12 protein-coding genes are annotated in these 17614 nt (G+C 70.3%); 3 read left to right on the top strand and 9 right to left on the bottom strand.

What is annotated here, in order from left to right:
* Window positions 1–34 precede the first annotated feature (34 nt).
* From Vlu01_RS25170 to Vlu01_RS25180, 3 genes are all read right to left on the bottom strand, one after another.
* Window positions 35–2872 carry a helix-turn-helix transcriptional regulator gene (locus Vlu01_RS25170; protein WP_204004058.1) on the bottom strand — a complete coding sequence of 946 codons (2838 nt, stop codon included), beginning with the start codon at window positions 2870–2872 and terminating at the stop codon, window positions 35–37.
* Window positions 2873–3054: 182 nt separating this feature from the next.
* Window positions 3055–3693 carry a nitroreductase family protein gene (locus Vlu01_RS25175; RefSeq protein WP_204004060.1) on the bottom strand — a complete coding sequence of 213 codons (639 nt, stop codon included), beginning with the start codon at window positions 3691–3693 and terminating at the stop codon, window positions 3055–3057.
* Window positions 3694–3798: 105 nt separating this feature from the next.
* Window positions 3799–4866, bottom strand: coding sequence for a PaaX family transcriptional regulator (locus tag Vlu01_RS25180; RefSeq protein WP_204004062.1), 1068 nt, complete (start codon window positions 4864–4866; stop codon window positions 3799–3801).
* A gap of 286 nt (window positions 4867–5152) precedes the next feature.
* Between Vlu01_RS25180 and Vlu01_RS25185 the strand changes: the two genes are divergently transcribed.
* Window positions 5153–6517: an extracellular catalytic domain type 1 short-chain-length polyhydroxyalkanoate depolymerase gene (locus Vlu01_RS25185; protein WP_204004064.1), complete on the top strand. Its 1365-nt coding sequence runs from the start codon at window positions 5153–5155 to the stop codon at window positions 6515–6517.
* A gap of 100 nt (window positions 6518–6617) precedes the next feature.
* Here the strand turns inward: Vlu01_RS25185 and Vlu01_RS25190 are convergent, their stop codons facing one another.
* Window positions 6618–7304 (bottom strand): TetR/AcrR family transcriptional regulator, encoded by a 687-nt coding sequence (locus Vlu01_RS25190; RefSeq protein WP_204004067.1) that lies wholly within the window; start codon window positions 7302–7304, stop codon window positions 6618–6620.
* A 138-nt stretch (window positions 7305–7442) separates the two neighbouring features.
* Here Vlu01_RS25190 and Vlu01_RS25195 point away from each other — a divergent pair, with 138 nt between their 5' ends.
* Entirely contained in the window at window positions 7443–8921 is a 1479-nt protein-coding gene (locus tag Vlu01_RS25195; RefSeq protein WP_204004070.1) for an MFS transporter, read from the top strand.
* A 338-nt stretch (window positions 8922–9259) separates the two neighbouring features.
* A complete protein-coding gene (locus tag Vlu01_RS25200) occupies window positions 9260–10099 on the top strand; it encodes a TetR/AcrR family transcriptional regulator (RefSeq protein WP_204004073.1) in 840 nt (279 codons plus the stop codon).
* A 96-nt stretch (window positions 10100–10195) separates the two neighbouring features.
* On the opposite strand, the gene asnB is transcribed toward Vlu01_RS25200, so the two are convergent.
* The 5 genes from asnB to Vlu01_RS25225 form a co-directional block, all read right to left on the bottom strand.
* The gene (gene asnB, locus Vlu01_RS25205; protein ID WP_204004075.1) at window positions 10196–12037 is read right to left on the bottom strand and encodes an asparagine synthase (glutamine-hydrolyzing); all 1842 of its coding nucleotides are present in this window, start codon (window positions 12035–12037) and stop codon (window positions 10196–10198) included.
* A 46-nt stretch (window positions 12038–12083) separates the two neighbouring features.
* A complete protein-coding gene (locus Vlu01_RS25210; RefSeq protein ID WP_204004077.1) occupies window positions 12084–12872 on the bottom strand; it encodes a thioesterase II family protein in 789 nt (262 codons plus the stop codon).
* A gap of 9 nt (window positions 12873–12881) precedes the next feature.
* Complete coding sequence (locus tag Vlu01_RS25215; RefSeq protein ID WP_204004079.1) at window positions 12882–14597, bottom strand: ABC transporter ATP-binding protein; 1716 nt, start codon at window positions 14595–14597, stop codon at window positions 12882–12884.
* Window positions 14594–16360 (bottom strand): ABC transporter ATP-binding protein, encoded by a 1767-nt coding sequence (locus Vlu01_RS25220; protein ID WP_204004081.1) that lies wholly within the window; start codon window positions 16358–16360, stop codon window positions 14594–14596. The genes Vlu01_RS25215 and Vlu01_RS25220 overlap by 4 nt, the downstream gene beginning before the upstream one ends.
* Before the next feature lie 142 nt (window positions 16361–16502).
* Window positions 16503–17606, bottom strand: coding sequence for a Gfo/Idh/MocA family oxidoreductase (locus Vlu01_RS25225; RefSeq protein ID WP_204004083.1), 1104 nt, complete (start codon window positions 17604–17606; stop codon window positions 16503–16505).
* Window positions 17607–17614: the final 8 nt, after the last annotated feature.

The following is a 17614-nucleotide window of genomic DNA, read 5'->3' on the forward strand; positions in this document are numbered from 1 at the left end:
TCGGCTGAGCGGATCCGTGAAACTACGCAAGCGGTTACGCAGGTGGTCGGTGATCCCGGGCATCCTCGGTGAGCCGACGGGCCATCGCGGTGCGGGAGTGCACCTGAAGCTTGGCGAAGACCCGGTTCAGGTGCGACTCGACGGTCCGTGGGCTGAGATAGAGCCGCGCGGCGATCTCCTTGTTGCTGAGGCCGGTGGTGGCCAGGCCGGCGATCTCCCGTTCCCGGGCGGTGAGCACAGCAGTGCCGGCCGGTCGCTCGGAGCCGGCCGGGCCGGCGGCACGGTTGCCGGCGAGCACGGATACGGCCCACCCGGCACCACAGGCCCGGTAACCGGTCTCGGCCCGGTCGAAGGCGGCAGCGCCCGGGCCATGCCGACCAGCGACGAGGTACGCGGCACCGGCAAGGTGACGGGACAGCGCCTCCTCCATCGGCGTACCGGCCGTCGCGAAGCTGGCCGCCGCACTCTCCGCCAGACGTGTCGCCCGGTCCGGACCCTCCATCCGGTACGCGGTGAACGCCCGGGCGAACCGGGCCAGCCCCACCTCGTACGGCAGGCCGGCCGCCGTGGCCCGTCGCTCCGCCCGCGCACCGGCCTCCGTGGCGGTGGCCCGGTCACCCCGGCCCACGGCGACGATGGCCGCGACCACATCGCGCGCCACCAGCATCGGTGGATGTGCCGAGGGCGGTGTCGACGGCTCGGTGAGCAGGTCGGCACCACGGTCCCAGTCCCCCGCGACCGCCCTGACCAGGGCCAGCTCCACCCGGTTGATCCGCCACCATGCCCGGGACCGTGGTGGTCCGACCGCCGGTTCTGCTCCGTCGCTGCTCGGGCCACCGGTAGCGAGGGAGGTGGCCGGGCCGGCGGTAGCGAGGGCCGCGACCGGGCCGGCGGTCCACAGCACCGGGCGCAGGCGGACGGCGGCCGCCATCGCACCCATCTCCGTGCTGCCCACCCGGTCGGCGGCCGTCCGCGCCTCCTCGGCGGCCAGCACCGCCCGGGTCAGCCGACCGACGCGGGTGTGCACCAGAGACTCCATCACGAGCAGGTACGGCGAGGCGCTGCTCGGTCCGAGACCGTCCAGGATCCGTCTCGCCCGGACGAGATGTCGATCGGCGTCGGCGAAGTTGCCCAACTGGATCTCCGCCAATGCCAACGGTGAGACGATCTCGACGTACGGGCGCAGGTCCGCGTCGCTGGTGGCGTCCACGGCGGCGACGGCGGCAGCAAGCTGGTCGCGCGCGGACCCGGCGCTGCCGAGGTACAGGGTGGCGAGCGCTCGCAACGTCCGCGCCGCAGCCACGAGCACCGAACGGCGGTCGTCCAACAGCTCCAGTGCCCGCTGCGCGTGTTGCACCGCTGAGGTCGGCTCCTCCCGGAACGCGTCCACCGCCGCCAGTTCGACATGCAGCTTCGCCTCCTCGGCCGGATCGAGCCCGCCACGGCCGAGTTGCGCACCGAGCGTCGCGGCCGCTTCGGCGAAGTCGCCGAGTTGCCGGGCCACCGCCACACTGAACGTCTCAGCCCGTGTCTGGACCGGACCGCCGGTGCGGCGCAACCGCTGGAGCACCTCGCGGCTGCGGACCAACTCGCCGCTGCGGCCGAGGGCACGGGCGTACCACATCGACACCTCGGCACGCCGGTCGTCGCGCTGCCCGGTGTCCGGCATGATGCGCAGCGCGGTACCGAGCCAACGCGCCGCCTGAGCGGGGGCCTCGTGCGCGAACGCGACGCCCGCGTCGACCAGGGTCGCCACGGCGGTCTCGTCGCCGTGGCGAGCGGACCGTTCCGTGTGGTGTGCCACCAACTGCCGGGACGCCCGCCGGCCACGCAGGTAGTCGGCGGTGCGGGTGTGCGCTTCGAACCGCCAGGCCGCGCCGGTCAACGCGTACGCCGAGGCCCGCATCAGCGGATGCCGGTAGCGCAACCGACCGCCGTCCGCATCGAGCAGCCCGAGCCGTCCGAGCTGGTCGACCGCCGCGGTGACCGCGGGCATCGGCAGGTTGGCGACGTGCCCGACGAGGTCGATGGTGCTGTGGTCGCCCACCACCGCGGCGATGTGCGCCACCCGCTGCACCGGAAGCCGCTGGGCGGTGATCTCCGCGGCGAGTCCGGCCAGCACCGACCGTCGCGATCCGGCGAGGCAGTCGACGTCGGCCGGATCGCGCCGCCGGGTCAGCGCCGCCAAGCCGTCCAGTTCGTCGTCGCCCAGCCGGGACAGCGCCTGGATGTACAACGGGTTGCCGAGACTGGCCCGCATCACCAGCTCTCGGCGGCGTCGTGGCACGCCGGCCAACAGCACGTCGAGACTGGCCTCGTCCAGCGGCGGGAGGTCGATGAGGGTGGCCGCCGCGCCGAGCCGCGCGATGGCGTTGACCAGCCTTGCCGGCGGGCAGGCCGGGCGGAATGCCACCGCGAGCAGCAGCGGCACCGGCGGCGGTTTGCCGATCAGATGCTCGGTCAGCTCCAGCGACGCCGAGTCGGCCCAGTGCACGTCGTCGAACAGCAGCGCGACACCGGGTTCTGTCGCCTGGATGAGCATCCGCCGCACCGCCGTCGGCATCGCGGGCTGCCCCGCCTCGCCCGGCCCGCTGCCAGCCGGCTCCACCATCTCGGCGTAGAGCCCGAAGGGCACCCCCTGCTCGTACTGAGTGGCCCGGCCGAGGCGGACCAGCAGTCCGACGTCGGCGGCCCGCCGTGCCAACTCGCGGAGAATCCGCGTCTTGCCGAGGCCCGCCTCGCCGCACACCTCCACCACGACGGAACGTCCGGCGAGCACGGTGGCCACCGCTCTGTCCAGCGACTCCAGCTCCGCTGCCCGGCCCACCAGCACCGGGTCGTGCCCGAATCCCACCTCTCGGCTGGCCGTCATCTCGCCTCCCCACGGGGAGTGTCACAGCGACAGCCATCGGTGGCCATCAACTATTGGCCTGATCGTTGTCGGCATCGTCGGCGTCGCGACCGGCGGTCACCGGGCCACACGATGTCGACCTCGATCCGCGGCACCTCGGCGGATCGGGCCGACGCCCGAGAGGCCGCCTCGTGCGGGTCGCGTCAGGTGGTGCCCCACTGGCCACGGTGGACGACCGCACCGACGTCACGGCGGCGCGCGGCGACGGCGGGGTTCTGCGGTGCCAGGTCGTCGGCTCGGTAACCGACACAGATCCCGCCGATGGGTGCGTACTCGTCGGGGATACCGAACTCGGCCTTGAAGGCCGCCGTGTGGGCGGGCACGTCGACCTCGGGTCGAAAGTCCTCACCGGTTGCCGGCATGATGCCGAAGAAGCAGGCGTCCAGGCCCTCGTCAACGGCTGTGAGCAGCATCATCAGCGCCGCCATGCCGGTATCGACATACCAGTAGGGTGCCGGCCAACGGGCCTCTGACCGATCGGTCCAGCCCTTGTCGGCCTCGGCGTACCGGGCGAGGTAGGCCGCCTTGTGCGCGAGTGGTACGACCACGAGCGGAGCGTTCTGCATCGTGGGCGTCTGCGCCACGCGGGTCGGCACGAACGGCCAGAACCTGGCGCGGTCGGCCGGTTCGGTGAGGGCGAGGAAGGCCCAGCCCTGGGAGAAGCCGGCCGACGGCGCCCGTAGCGCGCTGGCCAGGATCGTCTCGATGACCTCCGGGCTGAGCGGCCGGTCGGCGTAGTGCCGCACCATTCGACGGCGACGGATAACCTCTGCGAACTGCATGCAGGGATCCTGCCACCGTGGCCGACCCGCCACCAGCCACAGCCACAGCCACAGCCAGGAGTTCCGCGTCGAGGTGGCGGAACGTCGCGAGCGGCATCAGCTCGCCTACCCGGCCCGGCTGTCGATCGGCGTCCGGCGGGGCTCGCGCTGATCATCCGAGCCCTCCGGACTAGTCCACTCGGCGGGTGGCACGGTCTCCGCCGGGTCCACGCTGCCGTCACCGCGAACGCCGGCGATCAGGTCGGTGGTGGTGTGGGCGCGGATGTCCAGCGGCGTGCTGTCGGCGAACCGCCTGACGACCGCTCGGACGTGCTGCTCGGCGGGTTGCGCGAGACCGTCGTACACGGCCGCGAACAGTTCCCGGGCCGGCTGCCGGAGCCAGCCGGCCGGCAGCAGTTCCACCGGCAGTTGCGGGTCGAGGGTGGGAAAGCGACGGAAGGTGTCCATCACCTCGGTACGCGCTCGGACCGCGGCGGCACCGTCGACCTGACCGGACCTGACCATGGGCAGCAGTGGCGTCCAGCTCTCCAGGAACTCCTCGTAGTGCCGGGTGATGGCGTCGATGTCCCAGGCCTCGATGGGGGCCCGGTCGCTGGTCGAAGCCAGCGGGTGCTGACGGCCACGGAAAACCGTGACGGTGCCGAGAGTCAGCTGTTCGAGGTGCGCCCGCGCCGGCGGCGTCAGTTCGTACGGCGAGATCCACAGGCCGTCGTACAGCGGCGCGTAGCCGAGCCAGCGGAGTTGGCTGCGCAGGGCCCGGCGCTGCGCGCTGTGATCCTGGGGCAGCGAGAAGGCCACCATCGTCCAGCAGCCGTCCCACGGTGCCGCCGCGGTGGCGGAGGTCAGGATCCAGTTGCCGCCGGTGGAGAGGTTGGCTGCGGCGGCGCGGCTGAGCCGGTAGGAGCTACGGCGTCCATGCCGGCTGCCTTCCAGCACACCACGCCGGGCCAGCCGGCTGATCGCGGTACGGGCACCCGCGGTCGTGACTCCGGACTCGGTGAGCAGCGCGACGATGGCGGCGGAGGGAAGCGCGGCGCGGGTCCGCAGCGTGTAGTCGGCCATCAGCGTCATGGCGAAACCCTGGGGCGAGTTGCCCACCTGTCGCCGCGGCATCCGGAGCGAGTCGCTCCCGTCGTCGGAATAGATCTCCTCGATATGGAACGGGCTAGTCACGGGCGCTCCGGACTCGACTCGGGGACGGGATATCGACTGTAGATGGACGCCGATGCGCCGGTTCCTCGGCCAGGCCGGACGAAGGTCGGAGTTGATCGAGGTGCGTCGATTGACACTTCCTGGGCCTAGGAGAACAATATCTGCTACACGACGCCACACGGAGCCGGGCAGGGCAAGCCAGACGTGCTGGACAAGCCGTGTTCACCGCGCGGGGAGTTGGGCGAACCCGCGAGCACAACACACCGACCGATCCCAGCCTGCACAGAGGTGTTCGAAGGAGTCGTCCGTGAAAATCAAGAGGAAATTGATGCTCGGCTTGGCCATGTCACTGGTCGCAGCCGGTCTGGTGCTTCCCGGGTTCAGTCCCGCGTACGCGGCCTCGCTGACCGAGGTGACCAGCTTCGGCGACAACCCCGGCCGGATGCGCATGCACATCTACGTGCCGGACAACCGCCCGGCCAGGCCGGCGACGGTGGTGGCCATGCACGGCTGCGGCGGCTCAGGCCCCGGCTTCTACTCCGGAAGCGAGTTCGCCAGCCTGGCCGATCGCCACGGCTACATCGTGATCTATCCGTCCGCGACCCAGCAGGCCGGTTTCGGCAACTGCTTCGATGTCTGGTCGGACGCCGCCAAGCGCCGCGGTGGCGGCAGCGACCCGGTCTCGATCATGTCGATGGTCCGATACGCGCAACAGCAGTACAACGCCGACCCCGACCGGGTCTACGCGACGGGCAGTTCGTCCGGCGGCATGATGACCAACCACATGCTGGCCCTCTACCCGGACGTCTTCAAGGCCGGTGCCGCGTTCATGGGGGTGCCGTACAACTGCTTCGCCAACGCGGCGGACTACGCACCCGGCAACAGCCAGTGCACCGGCGGCAACATGAACCGGACCCCGCAGCAGTGGGGTGACGCGGTGCGCCAGGCCTACCCCGGCTACTCCGGCCCGCGTCCTCGGGTACAGCTGTGGCACGGCACCAACGACACGCTCGTGCCGTTCTCACTGTTGCAGGAAGCCGTCGAGCAGTGGACCAACGTGTTCGGGCTCAGCCAGACGCCCACCTCCACGGACACGCCGCAGTCCAACTGGAACCGCCGCAGGTTCGCCGACACCAGCGGCACGGTTCAGGTCGAGGCGTACAGCATCCAGGGCGCCGGGCACAGCCTGCCCTCCAGCGGCATGGCCGCGTCCGCCATCCAGTTCTTCGGCCTGACCAACCCGAACCCGACGACTCCGCCGCCGAACCCGACCACGCCGCCGCCGAACCCGACCACGCCGCCGCCGAACCCGACGACCCCGCCGCCGAACCCGACCACGCCGCCGCCGAACTCCGGCGCCTGCCGGGTGAGCGTCGACATCAACGCCTGGAACAACGGCCTCACCGAGAACATCACCATCACCAACACCGGCACCAGCACGATCAACAACTGGTCACTGGTGTTCACCCTGCCAAGCGGCCAGACCATCACCGGCGGCTGGAACGCCTCCTACTCCCCCTCCTCCGGACAGGTCACCGCCAGAAACCTCTCCTACAACGCCAGCATCCCCACCAACGGATCACTGACCATCGGCTTCCAAGCCACCCACACCGGCAACACCGCCAAGCCCACCTCATTCACCCTCAACGGCGCGACCTGCACGGTCGCCTGACACCATCGGCGCTCCAGGGAGGCACGCGAACGTGTCTCCCTGGAGCACCTGCCGATGGCCGCACCGTTCTGCGCTCGCCGCCAGACCCGGCCCGGCGCAGCTACGGCTTGGCCTGCACGCCCTGACCGAGCAGCCCGTCGACGAAGGCGCGGAGGCCGTCGACATAGGTGTCCCGCGGGGCCAGCACCGCCCAACGGTCACCGAGCGCCGCGAGGTGCGGCAGTTTCTCGGCGTCGATGTTGCCGAAGAACGCGCCACGGTGGGTCGCCGCCTCGTCGCCGCCCCGGCGGGCGGTGTGTGAGCGGACGAGAATCTCCCCGACCGTGTAGTACCAGATGCTGCGGAAGACGTAGACCGCGTGGTCGGGGGTGCAGCCGTAGTCGATGGCGCCGGCCACGATCGCCTCGACCAGCCCCAGGGGTGAGGCGCCGAGCCGGGCGATGAACCCGTCGGTGGTGAGGACCTCGGCGGCCCACGGCCACGCCGCGAGCGCGTCGTGGATCGTGGCGGCAGCGGCGATGACGCGTTCCTGCGGATCCTCGGGCAACCCGGAGTGGGAGACCTGCTCCCCGTACTCGTTGATCAGCAGGAACAGCAGGTCTTCCTTGTCCTGTACGTGGTGGTACAGGGTCGTCGCCCCCACGCCGATCTCGGCGGCCAGCTTGCGGATGGTCAGCCTCTCCCACCCGTTTCGATCGATGAGACCACGTGCGGCGGCCAGGATCTGGGCACGGGACGTCGTCGGTGGTCTGCCTGCTTTGAGTCGCGGCGCATTGGCTTGGGGCACCGCCCCATCATGCCCCCTCCGCCAACCGGGTTGCTTCGAGGTGACTCGCTGGACAGCGGCTCAGCACCGGTGTTAATTTCAGAACGCGTTCGAAAAGTCGGGCGTCACCAGTCACAACGACAGAGGACCGGGTTTGCGGTGACCAACAAGGCATTACTCAACGAACAATCAACAATCGACCGGGGTGGCAGACCAGGGCTCACCCTCGCCGCAGTAGCAGTCGTGCAGTTCATGGTTTCGCTGGATCTGTCGGTCGTGAACCTCGGCCTTCCGGAGATCGCCGAGAGCCTCGGCTTCAGCGAACTGGGCCTGACCTGGGTGATCCACGCGTACGCCCTGGCCTTCGGCGGCCTCCTCCTGCTCGGCGGCAAGATCGCCGACCGGTACGGCCACAAGCGGATCCTGCTCATCGGGCTTGTCGTCTTCGGTCTCGCCTCCCTCGCGGGCGGCTTCGCCGACGCACCCGGTTACCTGGTGGCCGCCCGCGTCGCGCAGGGCGTCGGCGCCGCCATGCTGGCTCCCGCCGCGCTGGCGCTGCTGACCGCGACCTTCCCCAGCGGCAAGCCCCGAGTCAAGGCGTTCGGCGTGTGGGCCGCGATGAACGCCGCAGGCGGTGCGCTCGGCGTCCTGATCGGCGGTGTGCTCACCGAGTACGCCGGCTGGGAGTGGGTGATGTGGGTCAGCGCCCCGATGGCCGCCGTGGCCGCGGTGCTGACCTGGCGTGGCATCGCCAGGGACGTGCCGGTCAGGCCCGATGGCCGCCCGGACGTACTGGGTGCCCTCCTGGCCACCGGCGGCATGACGCTCCTGGTGCTCGGTATCGTCCGCACCGACCGGCACGCGTGGACCTCGATGGTCACCCTCAGCACCCTGGGGGCGGCGATCGTGCTGCTCGTCGCGTTCGTCTACGTCGAGCGGACCACCACCCGCGACCCCCTGGTCCGGGTGGGTCTGCTGGCCAACCGCTCGGTCGCGGGGGCCAACACCTACAACCTCATCTTCGGCGCCACCATGGCCTCGGCCTTCTACTTCGTCTCGCTCTACCTCCAGCGGGTGCTCGGCACCAGTCCGGCGGAGACCGGGTTGAAGTTCCTGCCGCTGGCGATCGGCGTGGTCGTCGGCTCCGTCATCGCCATCAAGCTGGGCTACAAGGTCCCCGCCCGGACGCTCATGATCACCGGAGCGTTGGTGAGCGCGGTCGGATTCGCCGGGTTCGGCCTGATCAGCGCGGACGGTTCGTTCCTCGCCGACGTCCTCGTCCCGTCGGTGATCGCCAGCGTCGGCTTCGGGCTCTGTCTCGGGCCGATGGTCTCCACCGCCACCCACGGCGTCGCGCAGCACGAGACCGGCACGGCATCCAGCCTGTTGAACAGTTCAAGGCAGATCGGTGCCGCGCTCGGGCTCGCCGCGCTCAGCACCGCCGCCTTCGAGTACTCCGGCAAGGAGGGCACGCCCAGCGCACTCAGCGACGGGTACGCCTTCGCCCTGACGCTCGGTGCCGGGCTCTGGGTCGTCGCCGCCATCATCGCGCTCGTCGTGCTACCCAAGGTCGGCCCGGCGACACAGGCCGCGCAGGACGACCGCGATCTGATCGACGTACCAGAGAAGGCCGTCTGACCAGCGGTCGGTGACGAGCAGCAACCGCACATCGCGATGTCGGCCGACACGCCGCGACGAGGGTCCGGCCACCGCCTTCGGCGGATCCTCCGTCAGTGAGACACGCGGCACTGCGTCGGCGGCCGGTACGTCATGAGCGGCTCACTCGGTGCCGGCCAGGGTCGACGCGCGACGGAACACCTGTCGTGCGTCGACCCTGGCCGGGCAACACACCGTCGCCGGACTCGCGTGCCCGCACACGGTCGTCCCACCGGCCCCGGAAGTCCGGCCCGGGCCCGGCCCCGCGACCCGGCGGCCGCCCCTGCAACGTGGAGCGTGCCGCATCCGAAGGATGGAAGATGCCCACAGACGTACCACGCCGGCGGGGCGTCGGCCGACCCCCGCGCCTGTCCGTGGAAGCGATCATCGACGCGGCCACTCGGATCCTGCAGGACGAAGGCCTCGAGAAACTGTCGATGCGACGCCTGGCAAACGAACTGGGCAGCGCCCCGATGGCGCTCTACCACCACATACGCGACAAGGACGAACTGCTGGTGCGGGTGATGGAGTCACAGGTTCGCACCATCGCCCGGCCCGACCTCCCCGCCGAGCCCCGGGAGCGGCTCATCGCCGCTTCGGTCCTGCTGTACGACCTGCTCGCCGAACGTCCCTGGATCGTCGAGGTGCTGACCAGCGACAACCTGATCGGTCCCTCGGCCCTGTGGATCGTGGAGGAGATGCTGGACGCGGCGATCGACTATGGCCACTCCCCCGACGAGGCGCACCACGTCTACCGGACGATCTGGTACTACATCGTGGGGAACCTGATCATCCGGGTGACCAGTGCCCGCCGCCGCGTTCGGGCCGGCATCGCACACCAGGACCAGGTCGTCGCCCAGCTCACGACCGCCACCCACCCGCGGGTGGCCGCGATCGCCAACCGCTGGGCCGAACTCAACGCCCGGGAGAGCCACCGACAGGCACTGGCCGCGATCGTCGACGGACTGCTGCCCTCCCGCCGGTCAGCAACGCCGCACTACACCGCGTCGCACACCGCCCCCGTGGCGACCACGAAGCGACCTGAACGGCAGGGTAGCGTCGATCCGAGCCAACTGGAGCTGTTCATCTCGTTGTGCATCCCGCCCTACGGTCCGCCAACCGAGTTGAGCGTGAGTTGGCACCCCATCATGCGGACCTGAGCGAGCCACATGCACGTACCCCGGCCACACCTGTGGCCGGGGTACGCCAGCGGCTGGCCGGGGTACGCCAGCGGCACCGCGCCAGCTCCAGAAGACCTAGAGCCGCAGCTGAGGCGAGTGCAGATCCAACCAGGTGTGCAGGTCGAGGACTCGCTCCAGACCGCCCCGCATCGCCACCGGCATCCGCGTGGGATCCTGTGCCACAGCCTGCTGGGCCCAGTTCCGGTCGATCAGCGCGAACACCTTCGCTTCCCGGTCGGCCACCAGCTCTTTCACCTGCTGCTGGAGGATCTGCGCGTACGTCGGGTTCTGAGTGGACGGGTACGGGCTCTTGACCCGCTCCACCACCGATCGGGGCAGTACGTGGGCGGCGGCCTGACGCAGCAGGCTCTTCTCCCGCCCGTCGGACACCTTCATCGACCATGGCGTGTTGTAGACGTACTCGACGAGGCGGTGGTCGCAGAACGGCACCCGCACCTCGAGCCCCACCGCCATCGACAGCCGGTCCTTGCGGTCGAGCAGGGACCGCACGAACCGGGTCAGGTGCAGGTGACAGGCGATCCGCATGCGTCGTTCCGCCGCGGATTCCCCGTCCAGGTGCTCCACCTCGGCGAGCGCCGACGCGTACTGGTCCGCCGTGTAGGTGCCGACGTCGAGCCGCTCACGCAGACCCGGCTCGATGTGGTCGGTACGACCCGGCAGGGTCAACGGCGGAATGACCGTCATCCAGGGGAACGTGCCCGCGTTCAGCGCCGCCTCGTGATGGAACCATGGGTATCCGGCGAACACCTCGTCAGCCGCCTCACCCGACAGCGCCACAGTGGAGTGTTGCCGAATCGCCTTGAACAGGAGGTACAGCGACAGGTCGAGATCACCGAAGCCGTTCGGGATGTCACGGGCGGCCACCGCCGCGCGACGCACCGCCGGGTCGGACAGGTCGGCGGGGTCGAGCACCACGTCCCGGTGCGCCGACCCGACGTGAGCCACCACGTCGCGTACGAACGGCGCATCCGGGGTGTCGCGCATCTCGTCGGGTACGAAGTTGTCCTCCTGGCCGACGAAGTCCACCGAGAAGCTGCGTACCTGCTCGCCCCGCATGCCGAGCCGCTGCGCGGCGATGGAGGTGATCGCACTGGAGTCCAGCCCGCCGGAGAGCAGGACACACTGCGGCACATCGGAGATCAGCTGGTGGTCGATCACGTCGGTGAGCAGGTCCCGCACCCGGGCCACGGTCTCGTCGAGGCTGTCGGTGTGCTCGACCGCCCGCAGGCGCCAGTACACGCGCTGCCTGATCCCGGCGCGGTCCACCGTGACCAACTCGCCGGGCAGCACCTCGTGCATGCCCTTCCACAGCGCCCAGCCGGGTGCCTTCGTCTGGGCGAACAGCTCACGCAGCCCGTCGGTGTCCACCACCTTCGGTGCCAGCGGGTTCGCCAGGATCGCCTTGGGCTCGGAACCGAAGAGGACCCCGTCCGGCGTCGGGTAGTAGAAGAGCGGCTTGATCCCCATGCGGTCGCGGACGAGTACCAACTTCTGGTCGCGCTCGTCCCAGACCGCGAAGGCATACATGCCCTCCAGGTGGTCCACGACGCTCTCCGCCCACTGGAGGTATCCCCGGAGCACCACCTCGGTGTCGCTCTCGGTCCGGAATGTGTGCCCGAGCGCCCTGAGCCGTTCGCGCAGTTCCCGGAAGTTGTAGACCTCCCCGGAGTACACCAGGGCCACCTCACCGGCCGGCGTGCTCTGGGTCATCGGCTGCACACCGCCCGGCAGGTCGATGACGGCGAGACGCCGGTGCCCCAGCGCGGCGTGCCTACGCACGAACACCCCGCGGTCATCCGGGCCCCGGCAGGCCATGGTTTCGGTCATCGCGTCGAGCGTCGCCCCCTGGCGTACCAAATCAGCGTCGAACGACACCCACCCGGCAATACCACACATCTCTTCCTCATTCCACTCGATTTTGCGCGATGCTCGTCGGTCCGGGTCAAGGGGTGGACGGCCACGGCACCGCCGAGGTGGCGGACATCGCGCGAGCGCGTGCCGTGAGGAGCTCGACCACCGCGTCGCGGTGCTCATCCAGGTAGAAGTGGCCGCCGGTGAAGACGCGGGACTCACACGCGCCATCGGTGACGTCTCGCCAGCCCGCCGCCTCGCCGGCGGTGACCTCCGGATCCCGGTCGCCGTAGAGCACGGTGATCGGTGCCCGCAGCCGGACGCCGGGCAGCGGCCGATACGTTTCGCTCAACCGATAGTCGGATCGGATGACCGGCAGAAACGCCTGGATGAGCACCGGATTGTCGAGGATGTCCAGGTGGGTGGCCTCGGTGCGACGCAGCTCCTCGATCAACTCGTCGTCGCTGCCGAGGTGCACCTCGCCGGGTCGGGCCAGGTGCGGCGCGGGATGCCCGGACACCACCAGCGCCACGGGCGGATCGCCCGCCGCGGTCAGGCGGCGGGCGACCTCGTAGGCGACGACCGCACCCATGCTGTGCCCGAACAGCACCGTCGGCGTGGGCGCCCCCGCCAGCGGCAGGTCCGCCGCCACCGCGTCGACCAGGTCCCGCATCCCCGTCGGGGTCGGCTCGGCGAACCGGTCCTCACGACCCGGGTACTGGACCGCGAGGAACTCGATGTCCCAGGGCGCCGACGTGGTCCACGGTCGGTAGTAGCTCGCGCTGCCCCCACCGTGCGGAAACAGCACCACGCGGGCGCGGGCGTAGGGCCGGGGCGCAAGCCTGCGAAACGCCCCGGGGAGCAGCTCATCGGCCGGCATCGTGGCAGCTCACTCGCTCACGCCGGGCACCATGGAGAGACTCCAGAAGTCGGCGTAACGGCCGCCGCGACGCAACAACTCGTCGTGGCTGCCCTGCTCGACGAACTTGCCGTCATCGATGAAGACGACCCGGTCGGCGCGCTGGACGGTCCGCATCCGGTGCGCGACCATGACCACCGTACGACCCGCCATCAGGCGCTCGATGCCATCGTGGACGGCCGCCTCGTTCACCGGATCGAGTGCCGAGGTCACCTCGTCGAGCAGCACGATCGGCGCATCCTTGAGCAGTGCCCGCGCGATCGAGACCCGCTGGCGCTCACCGCCGGAGAGCGATGCCCCACCTTCGCCGACGTTCGCGGACCATCCGCCGGGCAGCCGCTCGACAACCTCGTCCAGCCGCGCGGCGGTTGCCGCCGCCCGCACCTCGGCCTCGCTGGCGTCAGGACGCCCGAGCCGGACGTTCTCCTCGATCGTGCCGTCGAACAGGTAGACGTCCTGGAAGACGATGGCGATCTGTGACATCAACACGGCTGGGTCGATCTGTCGTACGTCGACATCGCCCACCCGCACCGCTCCCGCGTCCACGTCGTAGAACCGGGCGATCAACTGCAGCAGGGTGCTCTTGCCCGAGCCGGACGGACCGACCACGGCCAGCCGCTGCCCCTGCGGCACCGACAGCGACACACCGTCGAACACCGCACGGTCACCGTGCCGGAAGGTGACCCCGTCGAACTCCAGGTCGAACCGCTCCGGCCGAACCGGCTGGGCCGCCTCGGGAAGCGGCTCGGTACGCAGCACCCTGTCGAGCCGGTCGAGTTCCGCGCGGGCGGTGCGCAGCTTGCCGCCGATGTCCGACAGGGACAGCAGCGGGTCCGCGCTGCGGGCAGCGAGCACCAGAATGGCCAGCACCTCCGCGGCCCCGATGTCGCCACCGAGCGCGAGGTAGGTCCCCAGGACCAGCACTGCGGTGAAGACGGCCTGCACGATGAGCGTCAGGCCCACCGCGCCGGGCAGCACCGACATCGTCTGCCGGCGGGAGGCCTGTTCCACGCCCTGAAGCGCGTCGTCGAGCAGGCTGAACCGCTCGCCACTGCGGCCACCGGCCCGCAGCACCGGCTGGGCCTGCAGGTATTCGATGACTCGGGCGCTCGCCTCGTTGTTGCGAGCGGCGTTGTCAGCGTCGTTGACGGCCATCAACCGCGCGGTCCACATCTGGGTGAGCACCACCAGCGGCGCCGCCACCAGGGCCGCCAAGCCGAGCTGCCAGTTGAACACCGTTATCACGGCCACGATCGTCAGCGGCGTCACGCAGGCCGAGATGAACGGCCCGAGCAGGTGCGCCGACACGCCCATCGCCGCGAGCAGACCACGGCTGGCCATCACGGACACCTCACCCACCCGAGCGGCGTTGTACCAGCCGATGGGCAGCCGGGCCAGGTGTTCGCCGAGGCCGTGGTACATGCCCCGCAGCATGGTGGTCCCGACACGCATGCCGGACAGGTCGCTGGTGTAACGCAGGACCGCGTAGACCGCGACGCCGACCGCGAACGCGATCAACCACGGCCAGGCGTCCGACGGGGTGCTCCCGAACAGTGCCCGCAGCACGGGCACCAGCAGCGCGTAGAGCAGACCCTCCAGCACGGCGGTCACCGTCATCAGAGCGACCGTGCGGCGCATCGGCCTGGCGTACTCGTCGCCGAGCACCCGCAACAACATTCTGATCATCGGGAAAGGTCTCCTTGCAGTACCTGACCGCGGGCTTCACTGTCGTCGGCGACAGCCGACTGCTGGGTCCGCCAGAACGCGGCGAACCTTCCGTCCTGGGCGAGCAGGTCGTTCGGCCTGCCCTGCTCGACGACCCTGCCCTCGTCGAGCATCACGACGAGGTCGGCGTCGGCGACGGTCTCCAGGCGGTGAGCGATGACCAGGACCGTCCGGTCGCGCAGCGTCGCCAGCGTCTGCCGGACCGCCTGATCGGTCTGTGGATCGGCGAAGGCGGTCGCCTCGTCCAGCACCAGGACGGGCGTGTCGGCGGCCAGCGCACGCGCGATGGCGATGCGTTGCGCCTCACCGCCGGAGAGCTTGACCTCCTCACCGATCACGGTGTCGTAGCCGCGAGGCAGCGCGAGGATGCGGTCGTGGATGTGCGCCAGCTGGGCGGCACGCGTCACCTCCTCGGGTGTCGCGTGCGGAACCGCCAGCGCGATGTTGTCCGCGACCGACGCGCGCAGCAGCCGGACGTCCTGGAGGACGAAGGAAACCCGACGGTAGAGCTCCCTGGTGTCGACGTCGCGCAGGTCGACACCGCCGAGGCGCACCGCACCGTCGGTCGGGTCGAAGAACCGGGGCAGCAGTTGCACCAACGTGGATTTTCCGCTGCCGGAGGGCCCGACCACCGCGGTGAGCGTGCCCGGCTCCAACACCAGGTCGATCCCGCGCAGCACCTCGGGGCCGTCGTCGTCGTAGCTGAACCGGACGTCGCTCAGCTCCACCCGGTTGTCCTGCGGAGAGGCCGGCCGGGCGGACTGCGGCAGCGTGCCCACGCCGAGAACCTCACGGATGCGGCTCACCGCGCGGCCGGCCGCCTGCATGTCGTCGAAACCGTGGCCGAGCGCCGCGACCGGAGCGGTCAGACCCAACCCGAGCAGCAGGAAGGGCAGCAGGTCCACCGGGGCCATGTCGCCGGAGGTGATCCGGACCGTGCCGCCGATCAACACCACCAGCAGGACGAAGGGCGGCGACAGCGCCAGCTGCATGCCGGCGGCGACCGCGGAGACACCCCGCACCCACCGGGTGAAGATGTCGACGAAGTCGTCCGCGGCGGTGAGGAACTTGCGGTGGGCGCGTTCGGAGCCGCCGAACGCCTTGACCACCGCGATGCCCTGCACGAACTCCACGACGGAGGTGGCGATGCGGCCCATCGCCGCGTCGAAGTCCTCCTGCGCGCGGTTACGCGCCGGAGTCATCAGCAGCGGGACGTGCGCGATGGCCAGCACCACCGGGATCAGGGTGATCAGGGTGAGCCGCCAGTCGATGGTCAGCAGGTAGACAAGGGACACGAGCGGCACCACGAAGGCGGAGACCAGCTCGCCGGGAGCGTGGGCGATGAAGGGGTGCACGGCCGCGACGTCGTCACCGACCACCTTGGCCAGCTCGCCACTGCGCCGACGGGAAAGCCAGCCGATCGGCGCCTGCCCGAGGCTGCGGGCCAGCTCCCGGCGCAGCGAAAGCTGCACCTTGCCGTCGAGAATGTGACCGAGCCCGGACGACGCGCCGGTGAACACCAGTCGGACGAACAAACCGATCGCGCCGAGGATCACGGCGGTCCATACGCGGTTAGAATCGATCGGGCCGGGCGACAGCAGGGCGCGCCCCACCTCGATCACCGCGAACAGCGGCGCCAGCCCCGCGACGGCACCGATGACCTGTAGGACCACGACGACCGCGAAACTCGGGGCATGGGGACGCAGCAACGGCCCCGTGCTCACCGGCTGCCGTGCCGTCGGAGTGCCTCCCGATGACGGCGTGGACTGCTCTCCTGCCTCAACGGAGTGGGTCGCACTCATCGCTCTCCCGTCCCTATTTTCAAACATGTTCGAGAATTACTCTACCCCGAACCCCACCGCCGATCTACCGTGAACCGGCAGGCCGTGGAGGAACAGGTTGTCGCTCGGCGCGAAGGTCGGCGACCCTGAGCGGTTCTCCCGGATCGGGAGCGGCGACCTCGGGATAACCAAGGGCCTCGGTCAACTCCTTCCAGGCGGTGGCGACGGCCAGGTGGCGCTGGCCGCCGCGCAACGGATCGACGCCCGCCTCCACTCGTTCACGCAGGTCGTCGAGGGCGGTCAGCACACCGTCTGCCCACAGCTCGTGCACCACGCCCGACCAGGTGGGTGTCACCGGTGAGCCCACATAGTCCGCGGTGGGCCCGAGCACGTCCGACCACCGGGTGTCGGCGGCCGCCGCACCCGCGAGGAAGACGCCCGCCGGATCCGTCGGCGTACGCAACACCGGACTCCAGAGCACCGGGCCGTGGGTGTTGGCCAGCATCACGTTGCCCGCGTCGGTGCCAACGGTGATCCGGTGCAACAGCAGACTCGTACTGTCGTCGCCCGCCTGCATCCGGTTCTCCACCCGCAGCGTCAGCGGTACGCCGGCGATCTGCCCGTCCACGCTGGCCAGCGGCCGGCCGGTCCGGTTGCCGACGGCCGACAACGACCACGGCCGCAGCCCGTCGAAGACCTCGGCGAGGATGTCCAGCAGGTCGAAGCAGACCTGCACCGCGCACACCGCGTCGACAAAGACCGGTTTGCGCAACCGGACCAGCGTGCGGGCGGCCGAGATGAACTGCCGCACCGGCTCCACGTGCGGATAGAAGGTGTTGACCACGTACTGGGCTCCGGCCCGGCGCGCCGTCCGCAGGCAGTCCGCCAGCTCCGCCGGGTGCACCGGATGTTCCTGCAACACGTGGATGCCCCGGCCGAGCAGCGCCTTGGCCAACTCGACGCCCACCCCGCCGCCGACCGCGGTCGACACCACGACGCAGGCAGCGTCGATGTCGTGCGGCAGGTGGGCGACCGAGGAGTACAGCGGAACGCCGTACTCCTTCGCCAGGGTCACCGACCGGGTGCCGCCCCGGGCCACGATGCCGGCGAGCTCGAACCGTTCCGGAGCGCGGGCGATGGCCGACAGGTAGACCTGACCGAACCGCGTGCCGCACACGACGACCCGCATCGGTCTGG

This window comes from Micromonospora lutea (assembly GCF_016863535.1).
Classification (GTDB): domain Bacteria; phylum Actinomycetota; class Actinomycetes; order Mycobacteriales; family Micromonosporaceae; genus Micromonospora; species Micromonospora lutea.